We start from the raw sequence: 20,720 nt of genomic DNA, 5'->3' as shown, positions 1-20,720 counted from the left end.
AACGACAAACGGCCGGTCATATGACCGGCCGTTTTGCTATCTGGCCGGTCCAGCGGCCACAAGGGCGGCACTACGCACCGCAGCGGCAATCTCTTCCGCCGGTCCATCTTCCCCGACCGCCCGTGCCATCGTCAGCCCGCCGATCAAGCCGGTCAGGAAAGCCCAGGCCCGCGCACGCCTGCCTGCATGGTCACCGCCAGCCAGCCCTTCCGCAATCCGGTCCACAATCTGGTTCATCCTGTCCGCGTAAGCCTGATGCAGATGCCCCTGTCCTCGCGCTACCTCCGGCGACAGACTCGCCATGGCACAGCCGCAGGAGAGGTCTGCGCGATGCGGCTTTCCAAGATAATAGTTGGCGAACGCCTCCAGCCATTTAACTCCATGCTCACCTCTGAACAGCCGGATGCCATCCAGGACCTCGTCCAGACCAAGTTCCAACGCTGCGGCGAAAGCACGGTCTTTCGACTTTAAGTGTGCATAGAACGCCCCGGACGTGACCCCGGCGGCCTTTGCAATTCCATCAACCCCGATCCCGGCATAGCCACGCGCCCTAAATCCGGCACTGGCCGCGGCCAGCATCTTTTTCCTCGTCTCGTCCCTGCGCGCATTCATGCCGTCACTCCAGCAAAAAATAACGATCGTTATATATCTGTTGACTCGCTGCGATCTCCGCCATAGGTAACATCACGACCGTTATATAACGATCGTTATATCGGAGAAATTTATATGGAAGCAAACCGACCACCAAGATCCGAACGGCATCCATCCCGGCGCGAAATTCTCGCCGGCGGCATGGCTGCGACAGCGACGGCACCCCTCATCGGCAGCGCAATATTGCGGCTTGGGACCGGACACGCCCAATCATCAACATCGGAGATCAAGATGCCCCCACATGCCTTCGTTTACACAGAACTCCAGATTTCAGTACCGTTCGACCAAGGACCATGGCGCCAAGTCAATCCAGTCATCCGGCAACAACCCGGCTTCCTGAGCAAGACTTGGCTATTCGGTCTCGGCACGAAATCGCTCGGAGGATTCTACAGCTTCGATTCTGTCGAGAACGCCAAGAAATTCGTAACCGGGTACTTCCCGACGGAAACGCGCAGGTTTGGCGTCACCCATACAACCCGGGTGTTTGATGCGGAGGGTGTCGCCGAAGCGAGCACAGATATGGGGTCGCCCTATTTCGGTGGGATCACCGAGCAAGCCCCCGGCGCCTATGTCTACACGGAGTTACAGCTCAGTATTCCGTTCGAGCAAGCCCCATGGCGAAAGCGTAACCCCATCCTGAAGAACCAGCCGGGGTTACTGAACAAGACCTGGCTGAGCGGACTGAATAACAACAGCATTGGCGGATTCTACGCCTTTGAAACCGTCGAGCATGCACAACGGTTCGCTCTAGAGGATTTTCCGGCCGAAACAGCGCGCCTTGATACAGCCTATTATGCACGAATCTTCGAGGCACCGCCGGCCGCTGACGCAAGCCGCGACCTAAACTCACCCTACTACAGCTAGCATTGAGTTTGAGGCGCTACACAAAGGCCGCCATGTGAAAGGCCGCCTGACCTGCTCCGTAGGCATAATCACGGCCAACGGGGCAGGCCTGGCGTGCCAGGCAAGAACCGTCGAGACAATAATCCCCCGCACCGGACCGCAGATGCCTACGGCATGCCTGCACGTCATACCCCTGCCCAGAGAACGCCCCGACAGGGCAAGTTGCGAGACAGGGTCGCGCGGTACAGCTGTCGCAGGGGTTCGCCGACATATCCTTGTCCGGTAGATCCAGCACCCGCCCGAACAATAAAGCACCCCGGTAACCGTGCCAGAGACCGTAGACGGGATGGATCAGAATACTGATCGGGGACGGGAAAACCGGCTCGGCCCGCATCGCCCATTGTTGGAACGGTCGGTAGGGCGGGCCGTCGGACGGCAGCGCCACCTCAGCACCGAACTGTCGAGCCGCGGCACCCAGCACATCTCCGCTCCAGCGATCCAGCGGGTCCGCACCCGCAGGCATTTGTGCGGAAAAAGCCTCCCACATTCCCGACCCCGCATTACCGACGAGCAGGACGGTCCCGGCTGATTCGCCCCCCGCGAGCGCTGTTTCCCCCGCATCCGGATGAAATCCGCCGCGTAATAACAGTCCATGGCGCGCGAGAGCGGCCTCGATCCTGTCACAGTCGGTCATTGGACCCTCCTTCGCCCCCTCAAAGCCACGCTGGAAATCGCCTATTCCCGACCCAGTGTCCCGCCGCCGACATAGCTAGAGCCAGAGCTACCCGAAAACATATACCAACACCTTATTTTCATTGCTCCGGGGCACCGACTTGGCTTTATCCTTTTCACGACAGAATTACGGGACTGGAAAAAACCCAAAACCCGTTCGGTGGAGAGTATGGCCAAATATGTTCGACGACCCAAATGATGTCCCGCTCACCATCGACTTCTTCCTGACGCCGAACTTTTCACTGCTTCCCTTTACTGCGGCCGTAGAGCCCTTGCGCTCTGCCAACCGCATGGCCGGAAAGACGCTGTATCACTGGCGCGTGCTAAGCGAGGACGGCAAGCCCGTACAGGCCAGCAACGGCGTCGAAGTAAATACTGTCGGAACACTCTATGATCTGAAGGATTCCGACGCCGTCATCGTCGCTGCCGGAATCGACGCCCAGCATTATCGCAACGACCGGGTTTTCGGCGCCCTGCGGCGCTTGTCCCGTCAGGGTGCGGCCATCGGGTCGGTCTGCACCGGCGCGCATGTGCTGGCCCGGGCCGGCCTGCTGGAAGACCGGCGCTGCACCATCCACTGGGAAAATCTCGGCGGCTTCACCGAAGAGTTCCCGGAGATCGAAGTGACGTCGGACCTGTTCGAGATCGACCGGGACCGCTTTACCTGCTCCGGCGGGACGGCCGCGCTCGACATGATGCTGCACCTGATCGCCAAGCAGCACGGCTTCAAGCTGGCGAACGAGGTCTCCGAGCAGTTCATCCACGACCGCATCCGCGAGCCGCACGATCATCAGCGCATGGAATTGCGTGCCCGCCTTGGTGTCAGCCATCCGAAACTGATCAATGTGATTGCTGAGATGGAAGCCAATCTGGAAGAGCCGCTGAGCCAGACCGCCCTTGCGGACAAGGCCGGGCTCTCGACCCGTCAGCTGGAGCGGCTGTTCCGGAAATATCTCTCCAGCACGCCGACACGTTACTACCTGAACCTCCGCCTGCAGCGCGCCCGCCAGCTGCTGGCCCAGACCAGCATGTCGATCCTCTCGGTCGCTCTTGCCTGCGGCTTCGTCTCCGCCAGCCATTTCTCGAAATGCTACCGGGAATGTTTCGGCCGGACACCCCGTGCCGAGCGTGCGGTCCGGCATGACGCGCCCACATTGGTGATGCAGAAACTCGCAGGCTAAGATCGACGCGTTACCCAGTCTAATTGCATCGCAACAAAATCTCGTTTGACCTTGCCCGCCCCCGGACGCACACCTATCCGGTACCTGGCAGGATTTAAGATGACGACCTTCACTTCAGCAGGCATGCGCACGGGCGCGTTCCTCATCTGGCCTATTGCCGTCAGCGGCTTCTTTTTTGCTGTCGCGGTTGGTGTGATCAGCCGCAATGTGGGAATGACCTGGCTGGAGGCCGTCACCATGAGCGGCTTCGTGTTCGCCGGTGCCTCCCAGGTCGCGATCATCGATCTCTGGCAGGATCCGCTTCCACTGCTGATCATCGCGATCACGACACTTGGTATCAATTCCCGCATGCTGCTGATGGGCGCATCGATCCGGGAATGGTTCGCCCCCCTGCCCCGGCACCTCACCTGGATCAGCCTCTTCTTCCTGACCGATGCCAACTGGGCCGTCGCGATTTCGGAACGCCGGAAAGGCGCAACGGATGCCGGAATTCTTCTCGGCTCCGGCATCGCGCTCTGGTTCAGCTGGGTGTTCGGCACCGGGCTCGGCCATGCGCTCGGCGCCGCGCTGGACCCGAAGGCCCTCGCCTTCGATGTGCTGCTGCCGGCCTTCTTCGTCATCATGATCAAACCGATATGGACCGGCAGGAAGCAGATCCTGCCGTGGCTCGTAGCCGCTGCCGGCGCCATCCTCGCCAACGAGTTTGTGCCCGGTGAGGCCCATGTGATCATCGGCGGCATTGCCGGATCCCTGGTCGGAGGCCTGCTCCGTGAACGCTGATTTTCTCGCCCCATACCTCGCGTTCGACTGGACCGCGATGGTTGCCATCCTGCTGATGGGAGTGGTGACGTACTTCACCCGGGTCGGCGGCTTCCTGATGATGCGCTGGGTGCCGGAAGGCGGGTTCGTGTCCCGCTGGCTCGCCGCCATACCGGGCGCCGTCCTGGTCGCGATCCTGGCCCCGACGATCTGGCATACGGGCTGGCTGGAGCGCGCTGCCCTGGTTATCGTCGCCGCTCTCTCACTGCTCGGCGCCAACCCGCTCGTGGCTGTGGCTGTCGGCACCGCGAGCGTCGCTGCGGGGCGCGCCCTGTTCTAGCTGAACTGCCGAGATTGCCTTGCACCGCATTGATCGGGCAAACTCACTGTAACAAGAACAGGATGGACGCCCGCATGCAGACCGAAGAAGCGGAGCTGCTGGCTCTGACAGAAGACGCCTCGGCCAACAAACTTGGTCTCACGACCATCCTGATAGACCTGTCTTCCATTCCCCATATCAACGATCCGATTTTCTTCCGGACGCTGATTGCGCGCATCGACGTGGTCCCGAAAGACGGCAAATCCCGGATGTACCGGCTTGCCCACCATATCGTCGCCATCGTCACCCCGGACGACCAGACACATCTGGCCGTCCAGGCGGTCGACCGGCTCGACGCGTTCCTGAAGCGCAGCGGACGCGGTGCCGCGCGGCATCAGGAATTCAGTATCAAGACGGAAGCAAACAAGCTTGCGAAGATCTGTCGCAAACTCATGTCAGAAGTCGACAACACGCGGCAACCCAGCCGCGACAGCGGCGAGCTGCAGAGTTTCATGCGGCTCTTCGAGTCGCTCCGAAATGCCGATATCTCCAATCTGGTCCGTGAGCAGGCGATCTGGGATCTTACCAACCTGCATCAGCCGACTTCCCTGGCCAGTGCGCTTACCGTCTCCATCGACGCGCTCGACGATATGTTCGGGCAGGACATCCGGGCCAATCCCTGGCTTTTCGAGAAAGTGATCGAAGTCGTCGATATCCGCATGCTCGACCATCTGGTGGAAGATCGCCTCAAGGCGGACAGGACCTATACGGTGAACGTCAACAGCACGGTGGTTATCGAGAGCGAGCTGGACGAGGCCTTCGCCGACATTCCGATGACCACCCGCAAGCGCATCATCCTTGAAGTGCCCTATGTCGAGGCACTGCACGAGCGGGCCGACTTCGACCGCATGGTGGATGATCTCAAGCATGAAAAATTTCCCATTGCCCTCGACGGTGTTCGCTGGACATCCCTGCCGAAACTAGAAGTGCCGCCAGAGAACTTTGCCTATCTGAAAGTCATGTGGGATCCGCACCTGACACCGGGGAACGAAACAGACTGGGCCGCCTTTTCGGCATGCGTAGCGAAGCTCGGCCCCGAGCGCTTCATCCTCTACAATTGCGTTGACGGTACGGCGATCCCGGATCTGCACGCGCTTGGTATCACCCTGTTCCAGGGCCGTGGTGTCGAGGAATTCATCCGCCGCGACCGGGTCGAACTCCTGCATGCACAGGAACGCGATGAGCAGGACGAACAACTTGCCGACGAGACCGACCTGAACGGCGGCAGCAAAGGAATTCTCGGAAAATTTCTTGGTGGATAGTGCCAACTTCCCGAAGCGCCCGAAGCTGCGGCAATCTGGGGCTTGATTTGCGCGGCATGGCCATCGACCATGCGGTCAGAGAAACACTATAAAAAACGTTATCAGGGAGGCTCGGAATATGGGCCAGTTCGACGCCGTCTATCGGCATTCTCTCGACGACCCGGAAGCATTCTGGGGCGCGGCGGCCGAAGACATTTTCTGGTTCAAGCGCTGGGACAAGGTCCTCGACGACACCAATCCGCCATTCTATCGCTGGTATGCCGGCGGCACGACGAACACCTGCTACAACGCGCTTGACCGGCATGTCGAAGAAGGCCGCGGCGAACAGGCGGCCCTGATCTATGACAGCCCCGTCACCAACACCAAACAGACCTTCACCTACAGCGAGTTGACCGACAAGGTTGCCGCCTTTGCCGGCGTGCTCTCGAAATACGGGCTCGGCTATGGCGACCGGGTGATCATCTACATGCCGATGATCCCTGAAGCCGTGATTGCCATGCTGGCCGCGACACGGATCGGCGCAGTGCACTCCGTCGTCTTCGGCGGCTTCGCCTCGAATGAACTGGCCAAGCGGATCGACGACTGCAAACCGAAGCTGATCGTCAGCGCCTCCTGCGGCATCGAGCCCGGCCGCACCGTCGCCTACATGCCGCTGCTCGACGGCGCCATCGAGATGGCGACCCACAAGCCGGATCATTGCATTGTCCATCAGCGTCCCATGGCGGAGGCCACACTGACGCCCGGACGCGACATTGAGTGGAACGCCGCCCATGACGGCGTGGAGCCAGCGCCCTGCGCCGAAGTGCTTGCGACCGACCCCGCCTATATTCTCTACACTTCCGGAACCACCGGTGTACCGAAGGGAGTGGTGCGCGACACAGGCGGGCATCTCGTCGCCCTCAAGTGGTCGATGAAGAATATCTACGGGGTCGATCCGGGCGAAGTCTTCTGGGCCGCGTCGGACGTCGGCTGGGTGGTCGGCCATTCCTATATCGTCTACGCGCCGCTATTCCATGGCTGCACCACCATGCTTTACGAGGGAAAACCGGTTGGCACGCCGGATGCGGGCGCCTTCTGGCGGGTCATCTCGGAGCACAAGGTGAGCACGATGTTCACGGCACCGACCGCGATCCGCGCGATCAAGAAGGAAGACCCGGACGGCAAGCTGCTCGCGCAGTATGACCTCAGCCACTATAAGGCCCAGTTCCTGGCAGGCGAACGGTGCGATCCGGACACGCTGCACTGGTGCGAGGAGAAGCTGAAGGTTCCCGTGGTGGATCACTGGTGGCAGACCGAAACAGGCTGGCCGATCGCCTCCAACTGCCTCGGCATCGAGGAACTTCCGGTCAAGGCGGGCTCGCCCACACGGGCGGTACCCGGCTGGAACGTTCAAATCCTCGATGAGGCGAACAAGGAAATGAAGCGCGGCGATATCGGCGCCATTTCCATCAAGCTGCCCATGCCGCCCGGCTCCCTGCCGACTCTCTGGCAGAATGACGACCGCTTCGTCGAAAGCTATCTCGCCGACTATCCCGGCTACTACAAGACCGGAGACGCGGGCTACATGGACGAGGACGGCTATCTCTACGTGATGAGCCGGACAGACGACATCATCAACGTCGCGGGACACCGGCTCTCCACCGGCGGCATGGAAGAGGTGCTGGCGGCGCATCCGGCCGTCGCCGAATGCGCTGTCATCGGCGTCGCCGACCAGCTCAAGGGTCAGGTCCCGCTCGGCTTCGTGGTGCTGAAGGATGGCGTGAACACGCCGGACGAGCAGATCCTGAAAGAACTGGTGCAGATGGTGCGCGACCGGATCGGGCCGGTGGCCGCCTTCAAGCAGGCCACGATTGTCCATCGCCTACCGAAAACCCGCTCCGGCAAGATCCTGCGCGGCACCATGCAAAAAATCGCCGACGGCCAGGACTACCCGATGCCGGCCACCATCGACGATGCGTCGATCCTGCCGGAAATCAAGGAAGCACTGGAAGATATCGGCTACGCGAAGTAGCTGAAAAGGTGATGAGCGGCCCCGGCTTTACTGGCCGGCGTCGCTCATCACCGATGGAATCAGAGGCAATCCGCATCCGTAAAACCTCCTTTTAAGGCCGTAATTTTTTACATTTACCTCTTTAGGTTGTATTTTTCTATACCCAATCGTGAATAACATAATACTCTCTCCATCTTGCCTTCACCGCATCCAACAAATGGAGAGGAAAATGCTTCGTATTCGAATGAGTAAAAAACTAACTCGCCTGAAAACGATTTTCGGGGTCGGGGCCCTTGTGATGCTTCCATCAGTCGAAGCAATCGCTACCTGCGTGCCAGAGCCATATCTTGGGTCGGTCTGCGCCACCGCCGCCAATTTCTGTCCTCAAGGCTATTTGCCATTGGCTGGTCAGATTCAGGCGGTCGCGGGCAACGAGGCATTATTCTCGCTACTGGGATGCAAGTGGGGCGGAAACTGCAGCGCAACTTTTGCATTACCGGACATGCGCGGACGATCACCGATGGGCACAGGAGCAGGGCCCGGGTTGACAACGATCCAATTAGGACAATCACGCGGACAGGAAATTCAGGCTTTAGGTCCGAACCAACTGCCAACGCATAATCACAGCGCAGCATTTACTCCCAGTGGGGGCGGAGGCAGTGATGTGACGGTCACTTTTGAGGCCTACACATCAGGAGCAGTAACGGAAACCCCAGCCGCCGGAAATTACATCTCAGGTGGCGGGGGTAGCACCATGTTCGGAGCAGGCGGACTTGGTGCCGAACTCGTGGAGCTTGCCGGAGTAACGGCTACTGGTGGCGGAACAGTAGTGGTTGGGAATGCCGGGAATGGCGCGGCTTTCTCGGTCGAGGGCCCAGTGACGGCGCTCACGCACTGCATCGCGACTGTAGGCTTGTATCCGCCACGCCCATAAGCCTTCGGCAGGAAGCTACATACCATTCCATTCTCAGGCCGCCGCCTCGCAATGCGGGGCGGCGGTTCTGTGTCTGGGCCCGTACCTGCCACCAAGGCATTAGGAGAACCCGTAAAGATACTCTTCTCCGTCGACAGCGGACAGGATGGGACCAGGCATAACGGAACGCGCCACCGGGATGATTTCCATGCCCAGGCAGAACAGCAACAGGCCCACTGTTCTTTAGAACCCACCGGTAAAGCAGAGACCCGAGGCACGTACTGAATGTCCGAGCCCCGGGCCTCTCTTGTTGGTGTCAGAATTCTGCACCGGACGTATAGCCGAGCTCTAGGCGCTCAGCCCTTCCGGCACAGCCGGCTTGCTGATGATCGGTGCGTCCGGAATGCGGCCTTCCTCGATGCCATGACAGGCGACGAGTGCACCGTCTCCGGTCGGCCTAGGATCCGGGCGTTCGCTCCTGCAACGATCATTCGCGAAGGGGCAACGCGGATGAAAGGCGCAACCGTCCGGCGGATTGATCGGGTTCGGGACTTCACCAGCCACCGGCATCCGCTCACGGCCGGACATTTCCAGATCCGGAATCGTATCCAGCAGCAACCGCGTATAGGGATGGCGTGGTTTGCTGAACAGGAGGTCAGTCGGCGCCACCTCAGCCAGACGGCCCAGATACATGACGCCGACGCGGTCGGAGACGTGACAGACCACCGCGAGGTTGTGGCTGATGAACAGATAGGTCAGCCCCAGTTCCTTCTGCAGATCCCGCATCAGGTTCAGGATCTGGGCCTGCACCGAGACATCGAGCGCCGAGGTCGGCTCGTCGCAGACCAGGAAATCCGGCTCGCTCGCGAGGGCGCGTGCGATGGAGAGTCTCTGGCGCTGACCGCCGGAGAACTCATGCGGATATTTGTCACCATCCGCCGGCGCCAGGCCGACCTGTGTCAACAACCGCCCGACCCGCTCCAGCACCTCGTCCGGACTGTCCGCCAGATCGAAAGCGCGGATCGGCTCGGCAATGATATCCCTGACTTTCCAGCGCGGATTGAGGCTGGCATAGGGATCTTGGAAAATCATCTGCAGGCGGCGGCGGATCGGCGCCATCTCCTTGCGGGAGCGACCTGCGATATCCATGCCCTCGAACTCGATGGAACCGCTGCTCGGCCCATGCAGGCCAACGATCAGTTTCGCCACCGTGGACTTGCCGCAGCCGGATTCTCCGACAAGGCTGAAGGTCTCACCCGGTTTGATAGCGAAATCAATGCCATCCACGGCCTTCAGGATCTGCTTCGGTGCCCCTTCGAGGACACGGTTCAGCCATGGAGCTGAAACGTCGAAGTAACGCTTCAGGCCCTTCACCTCGAGGATCGTTTCGAAAGGCACCTTCGCCTCGGCCTTTTCCCTGGCGACCATCTTATCAGACGTCATCGCATCAGACATGGGCCGCCTCCTTGTCATAGAGCCAGCAAGCCACCTCGGTTCCGTCCACATCAATCGTGTTCGGCCGCTCCTTGAAGCAGCGATCGAACGCCTTCGGGCAACGCGGATTGAAAGCACAGCCGGTCGGAATGTTAGTCAGACGCGGCATGGAGCCTTCGATCTGCTGCAGTTTTTCACCAGTATGGCCGATCATCGGAATCGAGCCCATCAGACCTTCGGTATAGGGATGCTTGGCCTGCTTCACAACCTGACGAACAGGACCGACCTCGGCGATGCGGCCGGCATACATGACGGCCACGCGGTCGGCGGTTTCGGCGATAACGCCCATATCGTGGGTCACCAGCATGACCGCTGTGCCATGATCCCGGCACAGCTTCTTCAAGAGCGCGATGATCTGCGCCTGGATCGAGACGTCGAGCGCCGTTGTCGGCTCATCCGCCACCACCAGCTTCGGATTGACGCACAGGGCGAGCGCGATGACGACGCGCTGGCGCATACCGCCGGAGAACTGGTGCGGATACTGATCGACCCGCTTCTCCGGTGCCGGGATGCCGACCTCCGTCAGCAATTCGATGGCACGTTCCCGGGCTTTCGTCGGCGTCATGTCCGTATGGGTCATGATCGTCTCGGTAAGCTGGCGGCCAACAGTATAGAGCGGGTTGAGACTGGTCAGTGGATCCTGGAAGATCGCGCCGATCTCCCGGCCGCGGATCTTCCGCATTTCCTCGTATCCGAGGTTGTCGATCCGGCGACCGTTCATGATGATCTCGCCACCGGCGACGCGCCCTGGCGGCTCCAGCAGGCCGATGATGGCCGCTCCCGTGAGGGATTTACCGGCGCCGGATTCCCCGACCACGCCGAGCACTTCGCCTTCGTCGATATGGAAAGACACATCGTCGATGGCCGTCAGCAAGCCCCTCCGCGTCGGAAACTCGATACGGAGGTTTTTGACTTCAAGAAGATGTTTCGACATCAGCGCAGCTTCGGGTTGAGGGCGTCACGGAGCCAATCCCCGAGGAGATTGACGGCGAGCACGAGGACCGCCAGCGTCATTCCCGGGAAGATCGAGATCCACCAGAGGCCAGAGAACAGGAAATCGTTACCGATCTGGATCAGGGTGCCAAGCGACGGCTCGGTCGGCGGCATGCCGACGCCGAGGAAGGACAGGGTCGCTTCCGTCAGGATGGCGAAGGCAAGCCCCAGCGTTGCAATAACCAGCACCGGACCCATCACGTTCGGCAGCACGTGCCTGATCATGATCAGGATCGGATGCAGGCCGATAATCCGCGCCGCCTGAACATATTCCTTGTTCCGCTCGACCAGGGTCGAGCCGCGCACCGTACGGGCATACTGCACCCAGTTGGAAATGCCGATGGAGAGCACCAGCACCGGAATGATCATCGCATCATGCTGTTCCCGGTCCAGAATGCCACGCATGATGCCGTCGATCAGCAGGGCGATCAGGATGGTCGGGAAGGAAAGCTGGATATCCGCGATCCGCATGATGACGGCATCGACCTTGCCGCCGATATAGCCGGCAACGAGACCAGCCGAAATCCCGATGACCGCCGACAGCACGACACTGGCGAAACCGACCAGCAGCGAGATCCGCATGCCGTACAGGATAGTCGAGTAGATATCGCGGCCGAGATTGTCCGTTCCGAGAAGGAACCGGGCTTCGCCATCTTCGGTCCAGGCCGGTGGCAACTCTGAATCCATCAGGTCGATGGAGGCCAGATCGAAGGGATTGTGCGGCGCTATGAACCCGGCGAATACGGCCGACAGGATCAGCAGCAGTGTGACCACCGCCGCCGCCACGGTAAGAGGAGAATTCCGGAAGCTGTAGCAGAGCTCGTGATCCCAGATCCGGTAGAGCAGACTTGGCTTCGCCGAGGCGAGTTTGGGTGAGGTTGTATCAGTCATCTGCCGGCCCTCAGTGTCCGCTGCCGTGGCCTTCGACGCGCAAGCGCGGATCCACGACGTAATAGAGAATATCGACGACCAGGTTCAGAACGACGAAGAGGAACGAAATCATCACCAGGTAGGCGGACATGACGGGCAGATCCACTTCCTGGATCGACTGCAGGAACAGACGTCCCATCCCCGGCCACTGGAACACGCTCTCGGTGATGATCGCGAAGGCGATCAGGTTGCCGAGCAGCAGGCCGGTCACGGTAATCACCGGCACCAGCGTGTTTTTCAGGGCATGGCCGAAATTGACAGCCCGGTTGGTCAGCCCCCTGGCGCGTGCGAACTTGATGTAGTCGGTACGCAGCACTTCCAGCATCTCGGCCCGTATCAGGCGCATGATCAGGGTCAGGGTGAACAGGCCGAGCGTCAGGGCCGGCAGGATGATCGCCTTGAGGCCGCTGGCCGTCAGCAGGCCGGTGGTCCAGCCACCCGGCAGCGTTACGACATCGCCTCGCCCAAAAGACGGCAGCCAGCCGAGCACCACCGCGAAGAGATAGATGAACAGAATACCGATCAGGAAGGTCGGTACCGAAATCCCGATCAGCGACAGGGTCAGCATCGCCTTGCTGCTCCAACGGTTCCGGTACAGACCAGTATAGACACCCGCCGGAAGCGCCAGTGCGAAGGCGATTACGGCGGAGACCATGCTGAGCTCGATGGTAGCGGGCATCCGCTCCAGCAGCAGGTCTGTCACAGGCGACTTGTGCTGGTATGACAAACCAAATTCGAGCTGCGCCGCGTTCACGACGAACTTCCCGAAACGAATGATCAACGGATCATTCAGGCCGAGCCGTTCGCGCAGAGCTTCGCGCTCAGCGACCGGAGTGTCGACCCCGACCATCTGGTTCACGGGATCCCCGAGGAACTGGAACATGAAAAAGGCAACGAGGCCGACCACGAGCATCACAATGATGGACTGGGCCAGCCGACGAAGAATGAATGCGGCCATGAACGGTCACGCTTTCCGGCAGGTTAGCAAATCTCTCAGAAAGGCAAGGGCCGGTCCCAAGACCGGCCCGCACCCATTCGCCCGTGAATTACTTCACGTTGACGTAGTAGAAGCGGAACTGGTTATCAGCACGCTGCTTCAGCTCGATGTTGTCGCGCTTACCCCAGGCGAGAGCCTGCTGGTGAAGCGGGATCGTGGCAACTTCAGACGTTGAGATCTTGAAAGCTTCCTCGATCATCGCGTCGCGCTTTGCCTTGTCCGTTTCGACACCGATCATGTCGGTCAACTCGTCGACACGTGCATTGCTGTAGCCAGAATAGTTATACGGGCCACGGCCTTCGGCCGGTGTCGGCGTGTTCAGAAGATTGAACAGCACGTTCCAGGAGTCGAAGCTGCCCGGGGTCCAGCCGAGCAGGCCGAACGCGTAGTCGCTGCCGCCCTTCGGGTTGATCGCGGCGAAATACTTCGCTTTCGGCTGCGCAACCAGAGAGGATTTGATGCCGACCTTGGCAAGCATCGAGACGATGGCCTGACAGATCTGCTCGTCGTTGACATAGCGATCGTTCGGGCAATCCATCCGGGTTTCGAACCCGTCCGGATAACCGGCCTCGGCCAGCAGAGCCTTGGCTTTGTTCCGATCGTACGGCAAACGCTGGAAGCCTTCGGACTTATCGAACAGCTTCGGAGAAATCATGATCGCGGACGGATCGGAGAGACCGCGCATGATCTTCTTCTTGATCGCCTCGATATCGATCGCGTGATACATCGCCTGACGGACCTTGAGGTCCTTGAACGGGTTCTTGCCCTTGACGTTGGAATAGAGCAGCTCGTCACGGAACATATCGAAGAACAGGAAGATCGTCCGCAGCTCCGGACCGACGAGCACGCTGGTGCCGTCGTTGCTGTTCACCCGCTTGATGTCCTGCACCGGCACCGGATAGACCATGTCGACTTCACCGGACAGCAGAGCCGCGACGCGGGTCGCGTCCTGGCCGATCGGGGTCATAATGACCTCGGTCAGGTTGTGCTGCGGCTTGTCCCACCAGTCCTTGAACGGAACCAGAACCGTCTTCACGTCGGTCTGGCGCTCGGTGATCATGAAAGCGCCTGTGCCGTTTTCGTGGTGAGCGGCATAGCTCTCGACACCCGTAGAGGTGTTGGTCGGGGTCGTGGCGCCCTTCTCTTCGGACCACTCCTTGTCCATGATGAACCAGGTATCCCACTCATAATAAATGATGGGATTCGGCTTCTCCGTGATGAAGTCGACCGTGTAATCGTCAACCTTTACGACTTCCTTGATGCCGACGACGCGGCCGCGCAGGTTGGCGTCCTCGTTGTTCGTCCGCTCATAGGAGAAGAGTACGTCGTCCGCGTTGAAGTCGTTCCCGTTGTGGAACTTGACGCCTTTGCGGAGATGGAACCGCCAGCGGGTCGGCTCAAGGTTTTCCCACTTGGTCGCGAGACCCGGCTCGAACTTAAGATCCGCGTCACGACGGACCAGACCCTCATAGATGTTTCCGAGGAAACCGAGGGTGAAGGTCACGTTGTGGGCGTGCGGATCGAGAGATGTCGTGTCTGTCTGGAAACCCCACTTCAAGGTCTTCGCCTCGGCGAGACCTCCGGAAGCGGCAACGACGGCCGCTACCGCAAGGGCGGTGAATGCTTTGCGCATGAAAAGCTCCCCAATGATGCCTCTGTCGCGCCCAATGCTGACCCTTCTATGACTTTCGGGATCCCGAACAGGGCGCGGCCCGGCAGAACTACTGGCCGGGATCAATGCATAAAACCCTCTCGCCCTGGTGGCGTCAATGACATTGATGCCTTCGGAACCCCTAGAAAAACAGCGCAGAAACGCACAACGCGAAATAGCACACCGCGCGCATTACCTATGCTTCAGTGCAGTGCAACATAGGCAATACAGTTCGCCGATCCATTTTATTTCAGGGATCGCGCTCTGGCTTTTCAAGCCAAAATGGCGTGCTATGTTGGCGGTCTGTCCCCACGGCCTGTTCAGCGCCGTTCCCGAAGGAGAATCGCAATGCCTTTCCAGCCGAATTCACCGGCGGCGCGCGACGTCGCTTATGTGCTGCATCCCTACACGAACTTCGAGGCCCACGAAGAGAAGGGCCCGATGATCATCGAGCGTGGTGAAGGCATCTATGTCTATGATGATGCCGGAAAGAAATATATCGAAGGCATGGCCGGCCTCTGGTCGACCTCGCTCGGCTTCAATTCAGAGCGCCTGAAACAGGCTGCCATGAAGCAGTTCGATACCCTGCCCTACTACCATACCTTCGCGCACAAGGCGCATCTGCCGAGCATCGACCTCGCCGAGAAGCTGATCTCCAAGATGCCGGTGCCTATGTCCAAGGTTTTCTTCAACAATTCCGGCTCGGAAGCGAACGATACCGCGATCAAGATCATCTGGTATTACAACAATGCCCTCGGCCGGCATCACAAGAAGAAGATCATTGGCCGGATGAACGGCTATCACGGCATCACTCTCGCCGCGTCGAGCCTGACCGGCCGGACGATGAACCATCGCGGCTTCGACGTGCCGCTTGCCAACTTCATCCACACGGACGAGCCGCACCATTATTCCAAGTGCAATCCGGGTGAGAGCGAAGAGGATTTCGCGACCCGCCTGGCCGAGAACCTCGAGAACATGATCATCGAGGAAGGCCCGGACACGGTTGCCGCCTTCTTCGCCGAACCCGTGATGGGCGCCGGCGGCGTGATCGTTCCGCCGAGAACCTATTTCGAGAAGATCCAGAAGGTCCTCAACAAATACGACATCCTGCTGGTTGCCGACGAAGTAATCTGCGGCTTCGGCCGGACCGGCAATTACTGGGGCTCCGAGACCTTCGGCATGAAGCCGGACATTCTGGTCTGCGCGAAGGCCCTGTCTTCCAGCTATCTGCCGATCTCCGCGACCATCATCAACGACAAGGTCTACGAGCCGGTGAAAAAAGCCAGCGCCGAACTCGGCGCCTTCGGCCACGGCTATACCTATTCCGGCCACCCGGTCTGCGCCGCCGTCGCCCTCGAGACCATGAAGATCTACGACGAGGAAAACATCATCGAGAAGGTGCAGGGCGTGGCTCCGCACTTCCAGAAGGGCATCCGTTCTTTCGCCGACCATCCGCTGGTTGGTGAAGCGCGCGGTGTCGGCCTGCTCGGCGCCATCCAGGTGATGCAGGACAAGGCATCTAAGAAACCGTTCGAAGCCTCTGCCGGCGTCGGCCCGATGATTGCCAATCTGGCAACCGAGGAAGGCCTGATGCTTCGCGCCGTTGGCGAAAGCATCGCCTTCTGCCCGCCGCTGATCATCACAGAGACCGAGATCGACGAGATGTTCGGCTGCTTCCGGCGCGCCCTCGACCGCGGGCTGGAACATCTGCGCAAGGAAGGTCAGGCCGTCGCCTGATCTGGCACGAGCGTGTAAAAGACAAAGGGTCGGCATGTTTGCCGGCCCTTTTTCTTATGCGCCTCTCAGAGCTTTTATGCCTCGAGATCCGCCCGGAACCGGCATCTGGGGCCACGTCATCAACGGTTGAACTCAGGGTCATTAGCGCGGAATGACAGCGCCCTGCCGCGCTTAGCTCGTGGACGCCGTCACCAGCATGCCAACAAGTTGGTATTTCCTGCTGTTTTCGCTTATCTTTTCACCACGCGTTATGCAGTTGGAGTTTCAATATGTCGGCACCGGACAATCCCGACGAGAAGAACGATCCGAAAAAGACTCCGAACGATCAAAAGCCGGAAGCATCCGCCACCGAAAAAAAAGATGCCGCAGCATCCGGTGTAGCGGCGTCCGATGCGAAGGATCCGGCCTCCTCTAAAAAAGATCCGGCCTCCCCGAAAAAGGACAGCCCGACGAACGCCAAAAGCGCCTCGGCTCAATCCGGCAAGAAACCTGATCTTTCCGCCAAGAGAGATACTGAAGACACGCAGGCCGAAACGGCCGCCGAACCGCCGCACAGGCGCAGGCGCCTAGGCATCACGATTGCCGCTGGTCTCGCAATTATCCTGCTCGGCGGCCCGGCTCTGTTCGCATTTTGCCTGTCGCAATCGTCACAGACCTTCGATGCCGCCATCGCACCGACCGGCGGCCCGGTCGCCTGCCCGGTGGTCGCCGGACATTTCGATGATTGCTATCTCTCTGAAGAAATCACGGTATCCGCTCCCGCTGCGGCGGCTAAGTCGGGCATGGAGGCATTCTGTTGCGACTTTGCCGTCGAGCGATCTTTGATACTCAAGGCCGAGTACACTGATGCGTCCGGCACCCTGCCGAAGACCCTGAATGCGGACGGAAACAGCCTGTCTCTCGACGATGGCGCCCGTATCACAGGAAACCCCGTTCTGCTGAGCGGCACCTCACCCCCGCAGCGTTCCCTTCATCTATCCGCCGTGCCGGAGTTTTCCATGCCGCTGCTGGAGCAGGCCAAAACATTCCTTGGCCGCCCCACCGGCGTTCCCGTTGAGCGGCTGATCGCCGCTATCGCCCCGAGCGCAGTGGAAGAACGTGTCATCCAGAAAGACGTTCCTCTGACCGAGGGCGGAACCATGGTGCGCATTTCCACCGGCACGCCCGAATTTCAGCAGATCAGCATCCGCGCACGGACATCCGGCACCCTGCTTTTCAGCGATACGCTTTCCGGTGGCGGAAACGCGGCGGAGATCCTGACCGCCCCAAGCGGGCTTCAGCGGGCCGATGACGGCTGGCTGATGCGCAGGATCGCATCGGCTGGTCCAAGCGGCTTAGCCGGTATCGGCGCGACCTACGACACTCTGCAACGGCAATCGGTATCGCGCATCACGGCCAGCGACGAGGCGCCGGACGAACTACAGACCGCCGGACGTGCATGTGTCGCATTCTACAGCGCCATGCGTGAGGATTTCAGTCGCTTCGACGCGGCTGTCGCCACCTATCTGGCGGCCAGGCCGACCGGGCTTCTTACTGCGCTCTCACCGGCTGATCCGCATGGCTGCACCGATAACGGCAACTCCGGGCGGTCCGCAGAGTTGGCGGCGGACTGGCTGGCTCTGAATGCGCCAATGGTCGAACTTGTCATGGTGTCTGCAAGCGAGACGGAAAAAGCATCCGACGCCGGTGAAGCCGGCCAGGAGCTCGTCAAGAAGCTGCTGCTCGACTTTGCTTCCGCGGCCAAGAGCGGCGCCCGTCTTCAGGACATCAAGGCAGCCATCAATGACCCGGTCGCCATCCGCTTTGGCCGTAAGGGTGAGACAACGCCTGGAGCCCGCGATTCCGTATTACGCATGCTGCATCAGCAATGGGCCCATGTCGGGTGCTGGATCTACGCGCCGTCTAATGGTGCACGCGGGATGGCGATGATGCTGGCGGAGGCGCAATATCCTTATCTTAACCGCATCGTTCTCGGGTTCGACGCCGGGGGACAGGTTGAAAAGGTCGAGGTAGCTGGCGTCACCTTCGACGATATCCTGCGTTTCAAAGCAGCCAATCGCGGCAGAGGATGCCAGGAATTCCTGAATGCCATCCGGCTTGCCGATTATCGGGACTGGTATGCGGACAATCCAGCTGGTACAGCGACCCCGTCCGACCATGCAGAGCGGCTTTTCCATGAAGGCCTAAAGCGGAAGTTTCGTCTCAACTAACCCTCCGATGACACATGCCAGATGAAGACCACCTCGTCCCGAACCTCGACGGCACGAGACGGGGCGGACTGATCTCCGCCGTCGAGCTTTCGCGCGACGCACCAGCGGTGCGGCCCTCCCTTCACATGCTGGAGCGCTGGGAAAGCTGGACCGGGCCGGGCCTGCCGCCGCGTTCTCATTTCCCGCCCGAGAGCTTCGGTAAACTGATGGGCCGCATTTCCCTGCTGGAACCCGTCAAAGACGGCGCAGACTTCATCTACCGGCTCTACTCGGTCATTGCCGCCAACAAGGGCGGCATGGATTTTACAAACATGCTTGTCAGCGACATGCCCTATCCGGACTATGCCGCCACCCTCATCCGGCAGAACCGGCAATGCCTGTCATCGGGCAGCCCGACTATTCACGAAAACCGCTTCATATGGCGCAATCAGACATACGGCATTTGCTGTGTCCGGCTGCCGATCCGCGACAAAATCGACGGGCATGACATGCTTATGGCGATCGACCTGCACGCCAACCCGGACAAACGACCGGACGCGGCGGATTACATTCCGAATCTCTAAACTCCCTCGCTTGCGGTAAAAGAACGCATCCGGCCTGTTCCAGCGGCGTCACGGCAGGTCGGGCCGGAACAACAGGGGCTGGACAGCTCCGATTACCGTCCGGATCATTCTGGCGAATCTAGGTCCTATGGGGGCAAGGCGATGAAAGGTTCCGCGAACGGCATGCGGGCACTGAGAGGCGGGGCTTCCCGCTACTCGATCTTCGCACTGGCGCGCAACGCGCTCAGCTATCACGAGAACTGGCAAAAGGCCTGGCGTTCGCCGGAGCCGAAGCCCGAGTATGACGTGATCATTGTCGGCGGCGGCGGCCATGGGCTGGCGACCGCCTACTACCTCGCCTCCGTGCACGGCGTGCGCAATATCGCCGTGGTCGAAAAGGGCTGGATCGGCGGCGGCAATACCGGCCGGAACACCACCATCATCCGCTCCAATTATCTCTGGGACGAAAGCGCCGGCATCTATGAGCACGCGCTGAAGCTCTGGGAAGGCATGAGCCAGGAGCTGAATTTCAACGTCATGTTCTCCCAGCGCGGCGTGCTGACGCTGGCGCATTCGGAGCACGAGCTGAAGGAAATGCGTCGCCGGGTTGAGGCGATCCGCCTGAACGGCATCGACAGCGAGGTGATGAGCCCGGCCCAGATCAAACAACTCGTGCCGATCATCGATACCAATCCCGGCATTCGTTATCCGGTGATGGGCGGCTTTATCCAGCGCCGGGGCGGCACCGCCCGGCACGATGCCGTGGCCTGGGGCTATGCCCGCGCGGCCGACGATCTCGGCGTCGACATCATCCAGAATTGCGAAGTCACCGGCATCCTGCGCGACGGCGGAAAGGTTACCGGCATCGAGACCAGCCGCGGCACCATCAAGGCGAAGAAGGTCGGCGTTGTCACCGCCGGACATTCCGGCGTCGTCGCCTCCATGGCGGGCTTGAACCTGCCGATCGATTCCCGGCCGCTGCAGGCGCTGGTTTCCGAGCCGATCAAGCCCTGCATCGACACGGTCGTGATGTCGAACGCGGTGCATATGTATATCAGCCAGTCCGACAAGGGTGAGCTGGTGTTCGGCGCCGGTGTCGACAGCTACAATTCCTACAGCCAGCGCGGCAGCATCCCGACGGTGGAGAGCCTGCTGGCAGCGGCGGTCGAGCTTTACCCCATCGTCTCGCGCCTGCGGGTGCTGCGGACCTGGGGCGGTATCGTCGATACCTGCCCGGACGCCTCGCCGATCATCTCAAAGACCCCGGTCGACGGGCTCTATTTCAATTGCGGCTGGGGCACCGGCGGCTTCAAGGCAACACCGGGTTCCGGCCATGTCTTCGCCGACCTGATCGCCCGGGACGAGCCGAACGCCATCGCCGCGCCGTTCAGCCTGAAGCGCTTCGAGACCGGCTACCTGATCGACGAGCACGGCGCCGCCGGCGTCGCGCACTAGG

Annotated in this window: 18 protein-coding genes and 1 pseudogene; 12 read left to right on the top strand and 7 right to left on the bottom strand. The window is 60.4% G+C overall.

Annotated features, from left to right (window positions below):
- Positions 1-36: 36 nt before the first annotated feature.
- A complete protein-coding gene (locus K328_RS0116175) occupies positions 37-612 on the bottom strand; it encodes a TetR/AcrR family transcriptional regulator (RefSeq protein WP_028466866.1) in 576 nt (191 codons plus the stop codon).
- A gap of 270 nt (positions 613-882) precedes the next feature.
- Here K328_RS0116175 and K328_RS0116170 point away from each other — a divergent pair, with 270 nt between their 5' ends.
- Positions 883-1,515, top strand: a complete 633-nt coding sequence (locus K328_RS0116170) for a YdhR family protein (protein WP_028466865.1) — start codon at positions 883-885, stop codon at positions 1,513-1,515.
- Between the two features lie 16 nt (positions 1,516-1,531).
- On the opposite strand, the gene K328_RS0116165 is transcribed toward K328_RS0116170, so the two are convergent.
- Positions 1,532-2,188 carry a 4Fe-4S dicluster domain-containing protein gene (locus tag K328_RS0116165; protein ID WP_028466864.1) on the bottom strand — a complete coding sequence of 219 codons (657 nt, stop codon included), beginning with the start codon at positions 2,186-2,188 and terminating at the stop codon, positions 1,532-1,534.
- A 217-nt stretch (positions 2,189-2,405) separates the two neighbouring features.
- Here K328_RS0116165 and K328_RS24430 point away from each other — a divergent pair, with 217 nt between their 5' ends.
- The 7 genes and pseudogenes from K328_RS24430 to K328_RS27015 all read left to right on the top strand — a co-directional run bounded on the left by K328_RS24430 (position 2,406) and on the right by K328_RS27015 (position 8,731).
- A complete protein-coding gene (locus K328_RS24430) occupies positions 2,406-3,407 on the top strand; it encodes a GlxA family transcriptional regulator (RefSeq protein ID WP_051284995.1) in 1,002 nt (333 codons plus the stop codon).
- Between the two features lie 99 nt (positions 3,408-3,506).
- Entirely contained in the window at positions 3,507-4,187 is a 681-nt protein-coding gene (locus tag K328_RS24425) for an AzlC family ABC transporter permease (RefSeq protein ID WP_036554673.1), read from the top strand.
- Positions 4,177-4,506 (top strand): AzlD family protein, encoded by a 330-nt coding sequence (locus tag K328_RS0116150; RefSeq protein WP_051284994.1) that lies wholly within the window; start codon positions 4,177-4,179, stop codon positions 4,504-4,506. Before K328_RS24425 ends, K328_RS0116150 begins: the two co-directional genes overlap by 11 nt.
- A gap of 74 nt (positions 4,507-4,580) precedes the next feature.
- Positions 4,581-5,807 (top strand): hypothetical protein, encoded by a 1,227-nt coding sequence (locus K328_RS0116145; protein WP_156901409.1) that lies wholly within the window; start codon positions 4,581-4,583, stop codon positions 5,805-5,807.
- Between the two features lie 118 nt (positions 5,808-5,925).
- A complete protein-coding gene (locus K328_RS0116140; protein ID WP_028466861.1) occupies positions 5,926-7,818 on the top strand; it encodes a propionyl-CoA synthetase in 1,893 nt (630 codons plus the stop codon).
- Positions 7,819-8,014: 196 nt separating this feature from the next.
- Positions 8,015-8,305, top strand: a pseudogene (locus K328_RS27185) (phage tail protein); the annotation flags it as partial.
- A 156-nt stretch (positions 8,306-8,461) separates the two neighbouring features.
- On the top strand, positions 8,462-8,731 hold the full coding sequence (locus tag K328_RS27015) for a hypothetical protein (RefSeq protein ID WP_245577574.1): 270 nt from the start codon (positions 8,462-8,464) through the stop codon (positions 8,729-8,731).
- A gap of 327 nt (positions 8,732-9,058) precedes the next feature.
- Here K328_RS27015 and K328_RS24420 read toward each other — a convergent pair whose 3' ends face one another.
- The 5 genes from K328_RS24420 to K328_RS0116115 all read right to left on the bottom strand — a co-directional run bounded on the left by K328_RS24420 (position 9,059) and on the right by K328_RS0116115 (position 14,757).
- Positions 9,059-10,165 (bottom strand): ABC transporter ATP-binding protein, encoded by a 1,107-nt coding sequence (locus K328_RS24420; protein ID WP_245577573.1) that lies wholly within the window; start codon positions 10,163-10,165, stop codon positions 9,059-9,061.
- On the bottom strand, positions 10,158-11,138 hold the full coding sequence (locus tag K328_RS0116130; protein WP_028466860.1) for an ABC transporter ATP-binding protein: 981 nt from the start codon (positions 11,136-11,138) through the stop codon (positions 10,158-10,160). Before K328_RS0116130 ends, K328_RS24420 begins: the two co-directional genes overlap by 8 nt.
- On the bottom strand, positions 11,138-12,088 hold the full coding sequence (locus K328_RS0116125; protein WP_084608347.1) for an ABC transporter permease: 951 nt from the start codon (positions 12,086-12,088) through the stop codon (positions 11,138-11,140). Before K328_RS0116125 ends, K328_RS0116130 begins: the two co-directional genes overlap by 1 nt.
- A gap of 10 nt (positions 12,089-12,098) precedes the next feature.
- Positions 12,099-13,085 carry an ABC transporter permease gene (locus K328_RS0116120; protein WP_028466858.1) on the bottom strand — a complete coding sequence of 329 codons (987 nt, stop codon included), beginning with the start codon at positions 13,083-13,085 and terminating at the stop codon, positions 12,099-12,101.
- Positions 13,086-13,173: 88 nt separating this feature from the next.
- A complete protein-coding gene (locus K328_RS0116115) occupies positions 13,174-14,757 on the bottom strand; it encodes an ABC transporter substrate-binding protein (RefSeq protein ID WP_028466857.1) in 1,584 nt (527 codons plus the stop codon).
- 366 nt (positions 14,758-15,123) lie between these two features.
- On the opposite strand from K328_RS0116115, the gene K328_RS0116110 reads away from it, so the two are divergent.
- The 4 genes from K328_RS0116110 to K328_RS0116095 all read left to right on the top strand — a co-directional run bounded on the left by K328_RS0116110 (position 15,124) and on the right by K328_RS0116095 (position 20,719).
- Positions 15,124-16,512, top strand: coding sequence for an aspartate aminotransferase family protein (locus tag K328_RS0116110; protein ID WP_028466856.1), 1,389 nt, complete (start codon positions 15,124-15,126; stop codon positions 16,510-16,512).
- A 269-nt stretch (positions 16,513-16,781) separates the two neighbouring features.
- Positions 16,782-18,722 carry a hypothetical protein gene (locus K328_RS0116105; protein ID WP_028466855.1) on the top strand — a complete coding sequence of 647 codons (1,941 nt, stop codon included), beginning with the start codon at positions 16,782-16,784 and terminating at the stop codon, positions 18,720-18,722.
- 14 nt (positions 18,723-18,736) lie between these two features.
- Positions 18,737-19,285: a PAS domain-containing protein gene (locus tag K328_RS0116100; RefSeq protein WP_028466854.1), complete on the top strand. Its 549-nt coding sequence runs from the start codon at positions 18,737-18,739 to the stop codon at positions 19,283-19,285.
- A gap of 141 nt (positions 19,286-19,426) precedes the next feature.
- The gene (locus K328_RS0116095) at positions 19,427-20,719 is read left to right on the top strand and encodes a sarcosine oxidase subunit beta family protein (RefSeq protein WP_051284993.1); all 1,293 of its coding nucleotides are present in this window, start codon (positions 19,427-19,429) and stop codon (positions 20,717-20,719) included.
- Position 20,720: the final 1 nt, after the last annotated feature.

Origin of the sequence: Nisaea denitrificans DSM 18348 (assembly GCF_000426505.1) — a bacterium.
Taxonomy (GTDB): Bacteria; Pseudomonadota; Alphaproteobacteria; order Thalassobaculales; family Thalassobaculaceae; genus Nisaea; species Nisaea denitrificans.
The sequence above is the reverse complement of the archived record's forward strand: the minus strand, read 5'-3'. Positions and strand labels throughout refer to the sequence as shown.